Origin of the sequence: Helicobacter cappadocius, assembly GCF_030688855.1 — a bacterium.
In the GTDB taxonomy this organism is placed as follows: domain Bacteria; phylum Campylobacterota; class Campylobacteria; order Campylobacterales; family Helicobacteraceae; genus Helicobacter_J; species Helicobacter_J cappadocius.
The window spans coordinates 158,999-175,755 of the sequence record NZ_JAUYZK010000003.1; the positions used below are offsets into that span (position 1 = coordinate 158,999).

The 16,757-nt window shown below is 30.6% G+C and carries 20 protein-coding genes and 1 pseudogene; 20 read left to right on the plus strand and 1 reads right to left on the minus strand.

Annotated features, from left to right (window positions below):
* The 13 genes and pseudogenes from Q5I06_RS03270 (at nt 1) to Q5I06_RS03330 (ending at nt 11,759) form a co-directional block, all read left to right on the plus strand.
* Nucleotides 1-285: a hypothetical protein gene (locus Q5I06_RS03270; RefSeq protein WP_305516916.1), complete on the plus strand. Its 285-nt coding sequence runs from the start codon at nt 1-3 to the stop codon at nt 283-285.
* Nucleotides 282-1,244, plus strand: coding sequence for a CpaF/VirB11 family protein (locus Q5I06_RS03275; protein ID WP_305516915.1), 963 nt, complete (start codon nt 282-284; stop codon nt 1,242-1,244). The genes Q5I06_RS03270 and Q5I06_RS03275 overlap by 4 nt, the downstream gene beginning before the upstream one ends.
* Nucleotides 1,245-1,267: 23 nt before the next feature.
* Nucleotides 1,268-1,807 (plus strand): hypothetical protein, encoded by a 540-nt coding sequence (locus Q5I06_RS03280; RefSeq protein ID WP_305516914.1) that lies wholly within the window; start codon nt 1,268-1,270, stop codon nt 1,805-1,807.
* Between the two features lie 226 nt (nt 1,808-2,033).
* Nucleotides 2,034-3,782, plus strand: a pseudogene (locus tag Q5I06_RS03285) (type IV secretory system conjugative DNA transfer family protein); the annotation flags it as partial.
* A gap of 596 nt (nt 3,783-4,378) precedes the next feature.
* Complete coding sequence (locus Q5I06_RS03290) at nt 4,379-6,298, plus strand: type IA DNA topoisomerase (protein WP_305516913.1); 1,920 nt, start codon at nt 4,379-4,381, stop codon at nt 6,296-6,298.
* Between the two features lie 139 nt (nt 6,299-6,437).
* On the plus strand, nt 6,438-6,638 hold the full coding sequence (locus Q5I06_RS03295) for a hypothetical protein (protein WP_305516912.1): 201 nt from the start codon (nt 6,438-6,440) through the stop codon (nt 6,636-6,638).
* Nucleotides 6,639-6,794: 156 nt separating this feature from the next.
* The gene (locus tag Q5I06_RS03300; protein ID WP_305516911.1) at nt 6,795-6,986 is read left to right on the plus strand and encodes a hypothetical protein; all 192 of its coding nucleotides are present in this window, start codon (nt 6,795-6,797) and stop codon (nt 6,984-6,986) included.
* Between the two features lie 66 nt (nt 6,987-7,052).
* Nucleotides 7,053-7,523, plus strand: coding sequence for a single-stranded DNA-binding protein (ssb, locus tag Q5I06_RS03305; RefSeq protein ID WP_305516910.1), 471 nt, complete (start codon nt 7,053-7,055; stop codon nt 7,521-7,523).
* Nucleotides 7,524-7,580: 57 nt separating this feature from the next.
* Nucleotides 7,581-7,988, plus strand: a complete 408-nt coding sequence (locus tag Q5I06_RS03310; protein ID WP_305516909.1) for a hypothetical protein — start codon at nt 7,581-7,583, stop codon at nt 7,986-7,988.
* On the plus strand, nt 7,985-8,359 hold the full coding sequence (locus tag Q5I06_RS03315; RefSeq protein WP_305516908.1) for a hypothetical protein: 375 nt from the start codon (nt 7,985-7,987) through the stop codon (nt 8,357-8,359). Before Q5I06_RS03310 ends, Q5I06_RS03315 begins: the two co-directional genes overlap by 4 nt.
* A 215-nt stretch (nt 8,360-8,574) precedes the next feature.
* Complete coding sequence (locus Q5I06_RS03320; RefSeq protein ID WP_305516907.1) at nt 8,575-9,504, plus strand: hypothetical protein; 930 nt, start codon at nt 8,575-8,577, stop codon at nt 9,502-9,504.
* A 33-nt stretch (nt 9,505-9,537) separates the two neighbouring features.
* On the plus strand, nt 9,538-10,068 hold the full coding sequence (locus Q5I06_RS03325; protein ID WP_305516906.1) for a restriction endonuclease: 531 nt from the start codon (nt 9,538-9,540) through the stop codon (nt 10,066-10,068).
* A 53-nt stretch (nt 10,069-10,121) separates the two neighbouring features.
* Nucleotides 10,122-11,759: an ATP-binding protein gene (locus tag Q5I06_RS03330; RefSeq protein WP_305516905.1), complete on the plus strand. Its 1,638-nt coding sequence runs from the start codon at nt 10,122-10,124 to the stop codon at nt 11,757-11,759.
* On the opposite strand, the gene Q5I06_RS03335 is transcribed toward Q5I06_RS03330, so the two are convergent.
* A complete protein-coding gene (locus Q5I06_RS03335; RefSeq protein WP_305516904.1) occupies nt 11,745-12,770 on the minus strand; it encodes a DNA cytosine methyltransferase in 1,026 nt (341 codons plus the stop codon). The two genes, Q5I06_RS03330 and Q5I06_RS03335, sit on opposite strands and share 15 nt — an antisense overlap.
* A 72-nt stretch (nt 12,771-12,842) precedes the next feature.
* Between Q5I06_RS03335 and Q5I06_RS03340 the strand changes: the two genes are divergently transcribed.
* The 7 genes from Q5I06_RS03340 to Q5I06_RS03370 all read left to right on the plus strand — a co-directional run.
* Complete coding sequence (locus Q5I06_RS03340; RefSeq protein WP_305516903.1) at nt 12,843-13,124, plus strand: hypothetical protein; 282 nt, start codon at nt 12,843-12,845, stop codon at nt 13,122-13,124.
* A gap of 137 nt (nt 13,125-13,261) precedes the next feature.
* Nucleotides 13,262-14,650 (plus strand): hypothetical protein, encoded by a 1,389-nt coding sequence (locus Q5I06_RS03345; RefSeq protein WP_305516902.1) that lies wholly within the window; start codon nt 13,262-13,264, stop codon nt 14,648-14,650.
* A 490-nt stretch (nt 14,651-15,140) separates the two neighbouring features.
* Nucleotides 15,141-15,782, plus strand: a complete 642-nt coding sequence (locus Q5I06_RS03350; protein WP_305516901.1) for a hypothetical protein — start codon at nt 15,141-15,143, stop codon at nt 15,780-15,782.
* Between the two features lie 11 nt (nt 15,783-15,793).
* Entirely contained in the window at nt 15,794-16,096 is a 303-nt protein-coding gene (locus Q5I06_RS03355) for a hypothetical protein (RefSeq protein WP_305516900.1), read from the plus strand.
* Nucleotides 16,097-16,109: 13 nt separating this feature from the next.
* On the plus strand, nt 16,110-16,298 hold the full coding sequence (locus Q5I06_RS03360) for a hypothetical protein (RefSeq protein ID WP_305516899.1): 189 nt from the start codon (nt 16,110-16,112) through the stop codon (nt 16,296-16,298).
* A 53-nt stretch (nt 16,299-16,351) separates the two neighbouring features.
* On the plus strand, nt 16,352-16,576 hold the full coding sequence (locus Q5I06_RS03365; protein WP_305516898.1) for a hypothetical protein: 225 nt from the start codon (nt 16,352-16,354) through the stop codon (nt 16,574-16,576).
* Nucleotides 16,563-16,757, plus strand: a 195-nt coding sequence (locus Q5I06_RS03370; RefSeq protein ID WP_305516897.1) for a type II toxin-antitoxin system YafQ family toxin, incomplete at its 3' end; no start/stop codon positions are given. The genes Q5I06_RS03365 and Q5I06_RS03370, both read left to right, overlap by 14 nt.

The window sequence follows — 16,757 nt, forward strand, 5'->3', positions numbered from 1 at the left end:
ATGACTGAAGAACAAGTAACCCAAGAGCAATCTAAAGATTTTAAAAACAATGAAAATATTAAAAAAACAGGAGATAAAAAAATGGAAAAAAATAAAACAGCTAATGTAAAACTCACTGAAATAGATGATTTGTTAGAAGAAAACATCGTTCCTAATCAAAATATCATTGCTCAATACAATCGAAAAAAAGAAGAGGCTAAAAAACTCAAAGTCAAGCTTGAACGCTTGATGGGAGAAATAAAAGTCTTAGGAAACAAAATCAAAGGCATAAGCGAGGCAGTATGATAACTCAAAGCACAAGTGTTGGGGGAAGCAGAATTTTACAAGTGCTAGTGCAGAAATTACACCCTTATTTATCTCAAGACATTAATGAGATCCAATTTAACGGGGCAAAAATGATGTATTTAGTCAAAGGAAGTTCTTATGAAAAAGTGCAAGAAGATTTATTTGATGAACGCTTTTTGATGAATTTTTGCGAACAACTAGCTAATTCTAGGAATTTGTTTTTTAATTTACAAGTGCCACATCTAAGTTGTTCTATTCCTCATACGCGTTATAGAGTGAATGCCCTGCACCCAAGCATCACCGCTCAAAACAAACTCGCCTTGTGTATTCGGATTCCTAATGAAAGTAAATTTCCCATACAAGCCTTTAAATTAGGAGATAAAGTGCAGGACAAAGGAATTTCTTATGAAGATATTTTAAATCTTGTAATAGAAGCTAAAAATATTTTAGTTAGTGGTGGAACTGCAAGTGGAAAGACAAGCTTTGTGAATAGTTTGATTGAAAAAATTCCACTAGATGAGAGGGTCATTACTATCGAAGATTCCCCCGAATTGCATTTAAAAAATCCTAATTTGGTTTCTATTTTGGTAGGCAAAAATGAAGATTCCAACTACTCTTATGAAACAGCCCTCAATGATGCAATGAGAATGTCCCCTCAAAGGCTTTTATTAGGAGAGATTGATACCAAAAATGTCTCTTTGTTTTTAAGATTAGCTAACACAGGGCATAGCGGAATGATTTCTACCCTTCATAGTAATTCTGTACAAGATGCTATTTTTGCTATCAATCTCAATATAAAAATCGGCTCTAAAAAAGACATTGATAGCAAAGACTTGCTAGATTTTTTTGTTCGAGGAATGGACAATATTATTCAAATCAAAAAAATAGGAAATGAACGAGTGATAGAAGATGTCCTAAATGTGAAAAAAGATCTAAAAAAGCTATTAGCAGATATTTGATTTTAATTGATAAAGGAGAAAAAATGAGTGAAAATGAAATGAAACAAAAAATAGATAACTCTAAAAAACATAAACTCATCGATGGAAAAAAAATATTTTTTGTGTTAGACCCTAAAGCCTATGAAAGTCTTAAAAACAACTCCAAAGAGAATTCTCTAACGATGACCAAATTTTTAGAAAAGATGTTGCTAGAAAAATCTCAAGAAAATAATGAAAATGTCTCTAGGATTTTTGCACTCACTAAACTTAATAAAGGACTTTATGAAGGTACAAATGCGACTTATTCTAACATCAATCAAATAGCATATTCACTTAATATTCAAAAACTCCTTGATGGAGGAGAAATAAACGATTTATCTAAAATAGATTTAAAAAATATCTCTGTTCAATTACAAAATCTATGCAATGACATCACTAGCTTGAGAATTCTTATTTTAGAGTTTTTGCTTATTTTAGACAACAATGGCATCGAGACAAAAAAAATCAAAAATAAACTTCAAAAATACAAAAATCAAATCAAAAAAGAAGATCAAAAAATATCTCAGGAGAACACCAATGTTTAAAAATAAAAAATATCTACCCTTGTATTATTTTATCGCCATCATCTTATTTCCCTTTGTTTTTGGATATATGCTAGATATTTTTTTCCATCTAGGAAGTTTCCAAAAAAACTATGAATTTCAAAAGCTTATTTTTAGCAACCTATCCTCCTTTAAAAGCTTTAAGCTAGGAGTATATTTGAGTGCTATTTTTGGTTTAGCTCCCCTTATAGCCTTATTTGTGCTAACTATGCCAAAGAATTCATCCACTACGCACGGAAAAGCAAAGTGGGCAGTCAAATCTGATATTGAGAACTATCGTTTTGTTTTGAGTGATTTTCTAAAAGATTTCTTCAAACTCATCAATCCTATCAATTTTTTTAGTGCAAATAAAATGACAAAAAACCTAAAAGAGTTTTTAAAGCTTGGAATGAAAAAGAAAAACAAAATGAAGCTCAACTTTGATGATGGTTTTAAGCTAGGACTTTGGGATAATCTTTTAGATAAAAAACCTGTTTATTTTAGCGAACCTCTTTCAGCCCTTATCATAGCTCCGCCTGGTAGTGGAAAGACAGCTGCTATTGCTATACCTAATTTATTGCACTTACCTACAAGTTGTATCGTGCTTGATATTAAAGGGGAATTACACGATTTGACCGCTGGTTATAGACAAAAAGCACTTAAAAATAAAATCTTAGTTTTTGATCCTTTTGGTAAAGATAACACACTCAAATTCAACCCATTTGATAAACGCATTGTAGAAAAACTAGATTTTAATGCAAGAAGAAGATTGGTAGAAGAAGTAGCACAAACTATTTTTGTAGAAGAAAAAAACTCTGACCCGCATTGGATTAATCAAGGAAGAAACCTATTTATTTTTTATGCACTTTATGACTTATCTGTATATGGAGAATCCAATCTTTTTAGAATCGCAACAGCTACAATGAGGGATTATAAACCCTATATCCACCCTCTAAGTCCTCAATATGCAAAATTATGGAAACACGATGATGAGGGAATACTAATACTTAAAAATGGTTTACCTATTCAAAAAGAAAATAGCGATCCTGAAAAATTGTTTTTTGAACAAGTTAGCGAACAAATTTATCTTGATCCTAATGATCCTAGAAATTATTCTTTAAAAGCAAGAGAACAAGACCCTGACTTAGATGAAGACAAACCTGAAAATGAAAAACAACCCAAAAATAGAAGGCTTGATGAAATAGTAAAAGATTATGCAAGGGCTTGGTCAGGGGGAAGCGGGGGCGATGAATTTTCTTCTATCAAATCCACATACAATAGAACAATGGGAGTTTTTACAAGCTATCAAGTTAAAAATGCCACTGATGGAATGAGTTTTGAATATGAAGATTTTAGAAATGAAAACATCACTCTTTATGTAAAAATTGCTCAAACTGATATTAATACCTTAGCACCTCTTATTAGAATATTGCTTGAATCGATTGCTAAAAATCTCCTTTTAAAAGAAAGCAAAAAACAAAGTGAGAGGATTTACTTCATACTTGATGAATTTGTCAGATTTGGAAAACTTGAATTTTTGCTAGAAATGCCCGCTCTTTCTCGAAGTTATGGAGTCGTAGTGCTTTTTATCACTCAAAGCAATGCACTCATTGAAAAATACTACTCTGAAAAAGACGCTGAAATACTTGGAGCAACTGTTAATTACAAAATTATTTTTAAAACTGATCATAAATATGCAAAATCCATATCAGAAGAGATCGGAAAATACACGCGAAATACCAAAAGTTATTCTACTGAAAAAAATAGCCTCATATTTGGCGGAACAAGCACTTATAACAAAGAAGGCAAAGAACTTGTAAGCGAACAAGATATTTTAAATCTCAATGAAGATGAAGTCATCATTTTAGTTAAAGGTTTTCAAGCTACTCCAGTTAAGCTCAAGGCAAATTATTATTATAAAGACCAAGAAATGCTTGGAAAAATCAATTGGGAATGCAAAAAAGAAGAGACACTGACAACTCAAAATTCAAACTTTAATAACAAAATTAAAGCTATTCCTTTAGCAGAAAAAACCATCGAAGAGGCAAAATTATTAGAGCAAGAAGGAAAACTGCAAGAACAAGAATATGCAAACAATCCTCAAGATGAAGAAAATCTAGCAATGGAACAAAAACGATACATAGAACAACAAAAACAAGAAGAATACTTTAAAGAGAGAAAAATCAAATACGAATACGCAAAATTATTTAATGACTTAGATGATACACATATCTATCCTCCTTATCCAAATAAAGATAAAAAAGAATATGTTTTAGAGCTTACAGATAAGGAAATTCTAGTGAGATTAATGCCTCCTTCTACTTCTAAAGATATTAATCCAACTCTTATTAATAAGCTTGAAAAAGAGCCTGAAATAGAGATGGCAAGACAAAAAGGCTTAAGTGTAAAAATCGAGCCTGTTGGATAGTAATGAACAACTTTTACCAAATATTCAAAATATTAAAGATTCTAAGAATGATTAGAAGGGTATTTAGGACTTCTAGCAAAAGGAGAAAAAAATGAGTGAATTAGAAATATTTGAATTAGGAATAAAACCCAACAAAAGGATAACCAATGCAACAACTAAAAGATAGCATTATCATCATCGAATCACCTAATAAAATCAAAAAAATACAATCTCTAACAGGAGCGAAAGTTTTAGCCACTGCTGGGCATTTTTTGGAACTCAAAGATATTGAAGTTTCTAAAAATTTTGCTCCTATTTTTGATTATATGGAAACTAAGAAGAAAAACATCGCCTATTACATCAATAGTTGCAAAGATAAGAAGGTTTATATCGCAACAGACCCTGATAGAGAAGGATATGGGATTGGCTATATGTTTTATCATAAAATCAAAAATTTAGCTAAAGAAGTCTATCGAGCAGAGTTTCATGAAATCACAGAAAGTGGTATTACTAAAGGATTGAAAGAAGCAGTTTTATTTGCTCAAACTAATAAAAAATACTACGAAGCATTTTTAGGAAGAAGGGTAAGTGATATGTTTATAGGTTATTCTCTATCCCCTTATATCTCTAAAATGCTTAATATCAAAGCTCTCTCAGCAGGAAGAGTGCAAACTCCTGCATTGGGGCTGATTGTCCAAAGAGAAGAAGCCATTAATAATTTTAATTCTTTATCTGCTGAAGAGAAGAAGAGCTATGCACTTAATAGCAATATATTTTTGTTTGGTAAAGAATACACACTCAAACACATCAAAGATTCAAAAGAATTCAAATTTGAAAACAAAGAGGAAGCTCAAAAAGAATTAGATAAACTCAAAGAAGCTCAAAGTGCGGTTTTAACTTCTATAGAAAAAAAAGAAAGCAAAGAAGCTCCTCCTAAACCCTTCAGTACTTCTAAACTCCTCAAAGCAGGTTCTAAAGCTTTAAATATTTCCACTAAAGAAGTTCAAAACATTGCTCAAAAGCTTTTTGAAGCAGGGCTTATTACATATATAAGAACTGATTGTGAATTCATTTCACAAGAGTATCTAAAAGAACATCAGAAATTTTATGAACCTATCTATAATGATATTTATGAATACACAACCTATAGTGCAGGTAAAAACTCACAAGCAGAAGCACACGAAGCAATTAGGATTACTCATCCACATAGATTTGAGGATTTAAATAATATTTGTGAAAAAGAAGGCATTAAAAGTGAGAATGAAAAAAAGCTCTATGAACTCATTTTTAAAAATACTATTTGTTCTCAATGCAAAAGTGCAATTTATGAAAACACCACACTCACTTTTAATATCAGGCTCACTTCTTTTGTTTTGAAGTTTAAAAATCTCAAAGAGGCAGGGTATTTAGATGCTTTTAAAAAAGATGCTCAAAAAGATTCTGAAGATAAAGATGAAGAGAGTATAGAGAGAATCAACACTGATAGATTACAAATAAATGATCTCTTCGATATAAAAAACATCTTTATCAAAGAAATAGCTAAAACCCCTCCAAAACGCTATGTGGAATCTGATTTTATTGAAGTGTTAGAAAAAAATGGAATTGGAAGACCTAGCACTTATGCAACCTATCTTCCAACCTTGCAAAACAAAGAATATATCAGCATTGATGGCAAAAAAAGAGAAATCACTCCAACACCTAGAGGAACAGAAGTGGTGAATTTCTTTAAAAACAATGTTCATAAATGGATATTAGATATTGAATTCACTAAAAAAATGGAAGAAAAGCTAGATGATATTACTTCAAATAAAGCAAGTTATTTAGAATTTATGCAAGAGTTAGAAGAAAAACTAGGAAGTGAAGTGGGAAAATTTGGAAATAAAAAAGATGAAGATAAAGACAAAAAAACTTCTAAACGCATTCCTCCTAGCTCTAAACAGATTGATTTTGTAAAAGCGATTGCTAGTAGATTGAAATTGCCTTTACCAAAAGACCTAGAAAAAGATTGCTATGTTGCCAAAGACTTTATTGATAAACATATCGCAGAGTTTAATAAAGCTAAAAAGCAAGAGAATCAGAAGAAGTGAGAGGGAAAAAATAATCCTGAAAAAATCTTCAAACCTCTGTTTATATAAGGGAATAAAAGGCGTGTAAATGGCTTTATTTGTGGGTTTTAAGCCCTTTAGCAGTGGCATAATATGTTCATCAAAAGATAAAGGATAGAACATGAATTTAGAAACAACTTATCAAAATTCAAGAAGTTTAGCCAAAGAATATTTGGCATTAGATATTAAGGATAAACAAGATTTTTTAGCAGAAGTTTTTTCTGAGATGGAGATTCCCTATGTTTTGGAAGATATTAATAATGCACTCAAGATTATCCATAAAGAGTGGTTTTGTTTTGATGTGATTGATAAAAGAAAATAAGGGGGTACAACAAATGCAGTATTTAACCTCTCCGCCATTTTTTATTTTTGTGAGGTATTTTTGGTTTTTGCATTTGTCTTAGTTTTTAAGACTTGATATGTTTGTATCAATTTATGGTTTATCTATAAGGGGATACATAAGATAAAGGATTAACAAATGAATAAAATGAATTTAGAACTGGATATGGAAAAGCTTAGCAAAGAAGAACTAATGGCGTTGAAAAATGATTTAGAGAACAATTTGGATGAATACACTAAATTAGATAAAAAAGGCATTGAAATTGATCCAGAGTTGCTATTTAAGACACAATCGTGCTTACTCATGATTGATGAATTATTAAGTGCTTAAGGGTTTATTAGTGTATCTCACCCCTTATAAGTGGCAAGGAATAAAAAATAAAATAAAGGATAAAAAATGTATAACAAAGTGATTATGATTGGAAATTTGACTCGTAATATTGATTTAAAATATTTGCCTAGTAGTGGTATGGCATTGGCAGTTATGGGACTTGCTAGTAATCGCAGGTTCAAGAAACAAGATGGATCACAAGGCGAAGAGGTGTGTTTTATAGATGTGAAGTTATTTGGAAGAGCTGCTGAAGTAGCAAATCAATACCTTAGAAAAGGATCAAAAGTCCTCATTGAAGGAAGGTTGCATTTAGAGACTTGGAGCGATCAAAATGGAGATAAAAAAAGCAAACATATCATTATGGCAGAATCCATGAAGATGTTAGATGGCAAAAGCGATTCAGATTCAAATGATAATGCAACTGTGGTAGATAATAATAATCAAGTATCGAAAACCCAAAACAACACACAGACAAATCCTGTGAATATGGAAATCACAGATACTATCAGCATTACTGATGAAGAACTTCCCTTTTAATTCAAAGGGGATTTTTAATCAATAATATATTATGGAAATTATTTTAAAGGAACTAAAATGGAAATTATATATTGGCTACTCGACTATAAAAATGTTCTTACTTATACTGATTTTATTATTGGAATTAGCGGATTCTTTTTTGCATTTTTTTGTTTTTGTATTTTTTTTGGAATGCTATCAGTTCTCAAAAAGAGAACATTTTCTGTTCCTTATTTTCTGTTTTTTCTTTGTTTAGTGTGTTTCCCCTTTTGCTTGAATGAAGATGAAGTCGTTGTTTTTTTTCTAAAAAAACATTTTTTAGAAAAACAATATATAGATTTTAAAGTCTATCAGGCAGAGAAGAGAAAAACTGAAGAGCAAGAAGCCAAGAAGAAGAGAGCTGAAGAACAAGAATCAGCAGAAAGAAAAAAAGAATTACAAGCAAAAATTCAAGCAGCACTAAAGGAAAAAGGACTAGAGAAATGAAGAAAAACATATTAAAAAATTTGCCAAAAATTAGAATGATCGATATATTTGCAGCTATTGTAGCAATTCTCATCACTTATTTTTGCGCTCCAATAGTTTATTATGGATCTGCTCCATTGGTGGCAAAATACAAAGAGTATTTGGTTGAAAATAATCCTTATACAAATGAATTAAGGATTTATTTTGAAGGAAAACTTGTAAGAAGTTATCCCAATATTGCTAGTGGTGATGGTACTAAAAGTGTAATGATAGACAAAAATAGCAAAGGAGTTGATTTTACCACCACAGATTTATCAAAAAATCCTCCCAAAAGCTTTAAGCTTAGTTGCAGCAAACACAAGGGTTGTGAGGAATTGTCTGTGGAAAAATAAACATAAAGCAAACAAATAATTAAATAGCTAATTTTATTTTAAGAAATCATAAGTTAGAATAATTGCCAAATATGTAAGTAATTTTTAAATAGAGATTTTTCAACAAAGATGTGAGGGTAAACCGCCTAGATAGAGAAGATCATAAAATTTGTAGCAAGGTAGATAGAGCCTTGAAGCCTTAAAGAATTCATAACAAAAAACACAAGGAGAAAGCAATGAAAATAATGATGAGTGCCTTAGTGGCTACTGCACTATTGGGCAGTATAGCAATAGCTGATGAGATAGATGATCAAATCCAAAGACTAGAAAAAGAGAACAAACTCTTAGAACTTCAGAAGAAGAAAAAAGAATTAGAAAAACAAAATCAAATGGTTAATAAAAACAATACTGATGGAAATAATAGTTTAACTATTGATAGTAAAAGTGGAAAAACAAAAAATCCTAACTCAAAAAATGGAGGATTTATAGGAGTAGAGGGGGTTTTGGGGGGAGATACCATTAATGATACCTATTATATTCAAGATACTTGTGATGGGAGAACTCAATGTAGTTCTACTATTCTTTTTACTGCTTCAAATACTACCTTTGATCTGGGTTTGGTAGGGGGCTATCAACACTATTTTGGAAGCTCTCAAAGACATGGCATCAAAGTCTCTGCTCATTTGTATTCAGGGTTTGGGAATAGCTGGCAATTATCAGCTGTTGATCCACTATTTGGAGATAATGTAACTGGGAGCATATCTTATATACCCATAAAATTTGGTTTTGATGTGAAGTATCTATGGGATTTTATGCAAAGAGGTAAGCATACCTTAGGGCTAAATGTGGGACTTGGATATGAATTTGATGCTTATGTGAATGGTAAATCAACAGTAAGTAACTATGATGATGAAAAATTAGATAGTATTTTTTTAAATAGCTTCTACCCTGTCATAGGACTGCATTATTACTATGGACATCATCAGTTTGAGTTGATGTATCGATTTGGTGGGATATTTAGTGAATTAGGTTCTAAACAAGTGTATTATGATTCAGAGCCAATTACAGCCGTACTTTCCGACGCGAGTTTAACTTCTGTTACAAGTTATAAAATAAGCCTACTAAACCAATCCTACCTCACCATCAACTATGCGTATAGGTTTTAAAACATTATGAATTACATTATTAAGAAATAAAGAATGAAAAGCATCAGAATCAATATTGAAGATACTGACACTGCCAACAAACTAGAAACTCTTCTTAGTTTGTTTGGCAATGATATTGAGGTTATTTCTCTAAAAGAAGGCACTCCTAGTCAAAACAAAGGAGATGATTATGAGTTATTTGTTGGAAATGTTTTAGCTAATAGGGATTTTCAAGTGATTCAAACAGGAAAGATTTTTTTAATTGCTGATCATAAAGTTGATTTGATAGCTATCAAAGATGATGAACTGATGATGATTCAGTGTAAGAATTATGATGTAAGTAGTCCTTATCAAATGGAAAAACAAGAACTCATTGAACTCGAAGAACATATAGATAGCTTTATGAAATCATATATTTGGTCATTTCAAAAAATAACAGATATTCAAATTAGAATTTTTGTTTCTCACGATAATATTCTTACGCAAAAAGCCAAAGATTACTGTAGAAATAGTGCTAGAATAAAATACAGAGTATGCAATGAAGACAATAAAGAAAAATATCACGACAATACTTTGATGATATGAAGTTATTTAAAAAGCGAGAGTTCTGGATAACATACACTATAGAGGTTTGATTGATGAAAGAAGCTAAATTTGATGTTACGTTTAATGCCATTAGGCAAATGGGACAAAATCTCTATAAAAATATTTATGGCATCTTAATAGAATATATTACCAACTCATATGATGCAGATGCTTCTTATGTAAAAATTAAAATTGATAGGAAAAAAGGGAGTATTATTATAGAAGACGACGGTACCGGAATGACACTACAAGAACTCAATGATAATTTCTTGAAAATTGGGGAAAATAGACGGAAAAAATACATATCTACAAAAACACAAAAAGGAAGATTAGTAACAGGCAGAAAGGGTCTTGGCAAACTAGCTTTTTTTGGGTTATTTTACTCTTTTAAAATAGAAACTTTTAAGGATAACTATAAAAGTTCTCTAACTGTTAAATGTATCCAGAATGCAGAAGGCGATTCTAATCTTGAGGTAATGATAGATGATCGCCCTCAAGCAGTTGAACATCCCAATGGAACAATTATTTATTTATCTGAAAATACAAAAGAAATTATAGATAATAAAAATCTTGCTGAATCTATAGCAAAAAGATTGAATCTTATGTATGATAATATTCCTGATGATCCAGATGGATTTACTATATATTTAGGGGAAAATATTATCAATAAAAGTTATAGAAATGAACTTGTTTTAAATCATGACATAAGATTTAGTTATAAAATTCCAGAAGATATAGATCGATTTACTAAAGATGAAGAAATTATTAATTACATAAAAGATAATGAAATTACTGGAATAATAATAGCAAGGGAAAAAACAGTAAATATAAAAGAGAATAAAGGAGTAATTTTATTTGCTAGAGGAAAACTTTGCCAAGAGGCAACTTATTTAAATATAAACCCTTCAAATAATTATGCATACGCACACTTATATGCAGAATTTAATGTGGATTTTATTGACAATGAGCTAGAAGACAACATTGGAACAGATAGAACAGCATTGAGTGAAACAAAAACTACAAAGAAACTTTTTGATATCATAGAAAAACTTATAAAATTTTATGCTAGATTATATGATGAAGATTCTAAGGAACGAACTGAAAAAAAATTACAAAATTTTAAAGAACAAGATATTTATTTAGATATGAAGAAAGAGATCGAAAATATTTATAATAAAGTTATCCGAGAAGAGTTGTTTAAATTAATAAATATTCAATTGAAATCCAATTCTGAAGAAGAAATCAATGATAAGAGCTTTAAATCATTTAGAGAATTAATAGATTCAACTATTCCAATTAAGATTTTAAACTCCAATCGACGCAGTAAAAATGATTTCAAAGATAATATCACGACCTCATATGATTGTTTAATACAAACACTAAAAGATAAGTATAACTACAATCAGAGTGATGGCAATGCACTTTTTAATCAAATTTATGCAGAAAAAAGTAAATTTTATAAACTCAGTTCAGATGCAAATAATCTATCCACTGATAATCAAAAAAATCTTGTCAAACTGATGAGAGAATGGGGAGAAGCAGTTGTAATTGCTCGAAATATAATTTATCACACTAATGATAGAAAATGTATAAATAAAAATCTCTCCATTGAAAACTCAAAAAGATTTTTAGCAATGATAGACTTATTCTTAGAAATGGATAATATTTTCTTTAGTTCAATAAATAGCTGATGTAAAAATCTCTCCCACTGCTTTAGAAAGATTTACTGGAACCGCATTTCCTATTTGTTTTGCTATTTGACTATCTGTTCCATAAAATTCATAATCTTTTGGAAAAGATTGTAATAATGCCCCCTCCCTTAAAGACAATGCTCTATCTTGTTCGGGATGTCCAAATCTACCACTATAATATTGATTAAATTTGGTTGTGATGGTTGAGCTTATTTTATCCCAAGCTAATCTTCCGTAATTATCACAAAATATTTCTTTTTTGGAGTGGCAGGGTAATTTCAAATCATCACTCCAATTAGTCCTTAAACCACCATTTAATGGAGTAGATTTGATTCTTCTAAGGTTTATTTCATTGAGTTTTTTAGAACGATGTAAAGTATCTTTCTCAGAAGGTCTATCGTGCTCAATTGATTCTAAATTATAAATAACATCTCTTAAGGTGATTGGAGATTGTTTTTGAATATTATCAAATGACAACCTTACGCCTTTTATTCTACAGGCAATCAAAAAAAGTCTTTTTCTATTTTGAGCTACACCAAAATCTTTTGCGTTTAGGACTTTATACTCAAAATGATAACCATTTTTCTGAAGCATTACAATAAAATTAAAAAAGTAAGGATTTTCTTGATTCAACCTACTTACATTTTCCATCAATACAAAATGTGGTTTTACACCATTAATAATTCTTCTAAACTCATCAAGTAGCGTTTTCCTATCATCATTTTGTTTTTTTCTTGTATTTATCATACTGTATGGCTGACAAGGGGCACAACCTGCTAACATTGTATAATCACCTTTAGACACATTCTCTTTAAAAAGATTTTTGATTTCTTTGACTGTAATATTTGTGATATTTTTATTAATAAATATTGCATCATTATTTTTCTCATAAGTATCTTTGCATGATTTTTCAAAATCAATTCCAGCAAATACATTAATACCTGCTAGTTCTAAACCTTTTGTCAACCCTCCTGCACCACTGAAAAAATCGATCGCTTGAATCTTTTTCACCTTTAATCCTTTTAAATGATTTTTAAGTTGTATTATTTTAATATAATATTTATTAATTAAGGTTTAAAAATAATGCAAAATAAATCAAGAAAAAACAAAAATACAATATATGGCAAAACAAGGACAAAATCAAAAAAATCACAAATTATTTTTGATGATCTAAAAAAAAGACTCCGTCTATTAAATAGTAATATATCAAGTTTTTCAAGGTATTCTGGTATTTCAACACCTACTATTTATGGGTGGCAAAAAAATGGTATTCCAATGTATGTGCAAAGAATTATTGAGCTACTAGAAGCAAAAAAAATAACTAAAGATAGATTAAAAGAGTTATCTGAAATTAATACAATTTAATTATCAAAAACTAAAACATCGATTTTGCATTTCTGATTTACCTATTCTCTGATAGGATTTTTTAATACTAAAGTAAATTTTGCTATGAAATAGCTATCAAATCACTCAAATAAATCAACTATACAAGGATTTTAGATATGAAAGAACAATCTATGAATATGACAAAACAAATCACAAATACAATCCATCAACTTATAAAAACAATCTTTTTAAGCACTGTATCTATAGTAATGTTAAATGCCATAACTCCAGTGCAAGAAGTACATGATTCACAGGCTAATGCAACAGCTGCAATCACTGCTTCAAGAATGGCAGATCAAATCACAAAAGCCTCTAAAATGATAGAACAATACAACCAAATCATCACAGAGGCTAAAGCCACTGTTGCTCAGCTTGATCAAATCAATCAAATGATGAATGGCGTTAATAGTTTTCTAAATGGATCATCAATTGCTATAGCCAATCCTGCAGAATTTATAGATGACGCTAATGATATTATCAAAAGAATGGGAGAAAATGCCCAAAGACTTCAAAAAACTCTAAAAAACTATGATATTAGAGATCATTTACATTGGAAAAGAATAAGTACGAACTGCCCTTGGCTAAGCTATGATAAAATTGCTCCCAAACAAATCAAGATGTTACTTAGTAAAATAGGAATAGAATCAGAAGAAATCAAAGCTTTTAAAAGATTAGGAGATGCACTCTCAGATGATATTACTTCAAACACTCAAGCAGTTGCAGGAACGCTTAGCGGAAGAGCATTAGCACTAGAGTTTTGTGCAAAAGCTAGTGTGATAAGACACAACATAGATATGCACGATTGCAAATTAAAACTTGATGAATATTCTTTATCAGGGGATTTATACAGCTATGCTAAAACTAAAGAAGAGTGCAACAAAAAAGAAAGAGATTATAGAAAAGATATGATGGTTTTTAAATCCGAACAAACCAATCCTCTTTTAAATCGTTCTAAACAGATGATGGAAGCACTAGGAGTGCTAGATAAAAGCTATAACAAAAAAGGCACAGGCAAAGATAACAAAGGAGCAAAAATCTACTGCAAAGAAGGCAGTAATGATGATGAAGGGGAATTTTGCTACCCGCTTTTTTATGATACTAAAAGATTAAATGATAATTTTGCAGATATTCAAAAAGAACTTGTTGATAAACTCACAAAAGCAGGAAGTGATAAAACTGCACAAGCTAATGCTTATGCAGATGTCAAACAAAAAAGCGATACTTTAATGCTAAGCTACATCAAAGATATTGCTAATAATCTAAGTTTTATGAATGAAACAATGTCTTTAGTGGGAAATCTTATCGCTAGAGATTATAAACACAAATACGGAGATGAAGACTATGATGAAAGCGATGAAGAACTAGATAAAAAGATTACAGAAATGAATGAAGAATTTTTTAATAATACCCAAGAATACAAATCGATTACTGATTATAAAGCCAATCTTGATAAATATGGATTTCCTATTGTCTCTTTAAAAAGCAAAAAAGAAGATAAAGATTAAAATATAAAAGAGCCAAAAAATGCGATAAATGGGACTTTGAAGGTATGCTATAATCTCATCGAGGTTCTGCCAGAGAGTCAGACCCTCTCAGGCAAATTTATGACCTCAAAAGTGAGGTGATGGAAATGCTTGAAGTAAAGACTATCAAAGTCTTGGTGATTATTATAACACTTTGTTTATTAATAAGCAAGGTTTATTAACACTAAAGACAAAGGGGGTATTGCTCCCCTTTGATAGTCTAACTCTCTTTTAGTTAATTTCCTAACACATAAAATCTCAAAAAACCTCTAATATCAAAGTGTTAAAATATCCTCTTTATCTATTAAAACCTTGCAATGATAACTATCATCTACTAACTTCTTAAATCATCAAAAAGATTTCAAACTTTGTTTTATATAAGGGAGAAAAAGGCGTATGAATGTCCTTATTTGTGGGTTTTAAGCCCTTTGTTAGTGGCATAATATCTCTATTAAAACATTAGGAGATTAATATGAATACAGAAGTTAGAGAGTTGGATATGGGTTTATATGAAGATGCAATAGGAGTTTATGGCATGGGTGATAAAAAAATCATCATCAAGCACGATGAATATACAGATGATCCTCTAAGTTGGGGGCATTTTGAATTCTTTAGCACCCATAAGAGATATTACACTGATAGCAAATACAAAGCCATCAAGGCTAAAGATGGGTCTTTTTGGGGTATCGAAGATTTTGATAGTTTAGAAGAGATACAGGAGTTTCTTACCAATAATGATTATTTATTTAACTATGTTTATTTATATGAACATAGCGGTTTTAGGATATGGACAAGCACAGAAAAACAATATCCTAATAGTATAGATATGTTTTTTGATAGTGGTTGTTTTGGGTTTTTGTATGTGAGTAAAGATAAAGTTAGAAGAGAATATGGAGTGAAGAAAATATCGCCAAAAGTAAAAAAGCAAGTTTATGATTTTATGAGTGGTTTTGTACAGAATGAATGGGAGCAGTATTTTAATGGAGAGGTTTATGAGTATTTGTTATTGGATAAAAATGATGTATACGAAGAATGTTTAGGTGGTTTTTATGGCTTAGAAGGTTTAAGAGAACATCTTAATAGCGAACTTAAAATACAAATGCCTATCATATAAAGGAGAAAATAATGTTAAAAGTTAAAATCAAAAATAAAACTCTACTTTTGACCTTCCAGTCCTCTTTGCTTGAAGGGGGCGTGATGGTGAATGTGTTTGAAGGCAAGAAGCTTTTATTTGATATGGGATTTCCTAAAGTCCCAGATATTGAAGATGTAAAAGAAGAGCTTAGGATTGCCTTATTTACTCCTAGTGGATTTGAGCCAAAAAAGTTAAAAGAAAATAAAAAGACCTTCAAACAGGATTTCAATCTTTTAGGGGATTTATTCAATCCAAGCTTGTTTGGTTTTGCAGCACTTAAAAACAATGAATAAAGAGGGGCTAGAAATGATTGATTTTAGAAATAAAAACAAGCAAAAAATTCTTTTTGAAAGACAGATGTTAAGAGGACTTAGGGCGGACTATAGTCCTAAGCATTATTTTAGCTTTGATGGGCTTATTTATCTAAGGGTGGGTTCTAAAACAAGGTATCAAAGGCAGGTGAAGTGCTTATGCGTGGATAGCCTTAGGAAGTGAGGTAAGAAATGTTAAAATGCTATAATAAATCAAAAGCTTAAAAAGGATAAAAAATGACCATCATCATTGAAAATGCGAGTGAAGATTTGGCAAAAGTAATCAAAGGTATTGCAAAGATTGGGAATGCCAAAGTGAAGACAAATAAACTAAAAAGTGATATTGAAGCTGAAATGATTGTGCAAATCATTAAAGAGTATGAGATGGAACACAATAAGGGGCTAACAAATCACTATAAGAGTTTTGAAGATTTTGAAAAGGGTATCAATGCCAAAATATAACCTAGAAACCTCAAGGAGATTTGAAAAACAATACAAAAAGCTATCTAGCAACGATAAAAAAGTAGCTAAAGAGGTTATTATGAAACTTTTAGATGATAAAATCCTAGAATCCAAATACAAAGACCACAAACTCAAAGGTGAGTATAAAGACTTTAGAGAATGCCACATCAAGCCAGACTTG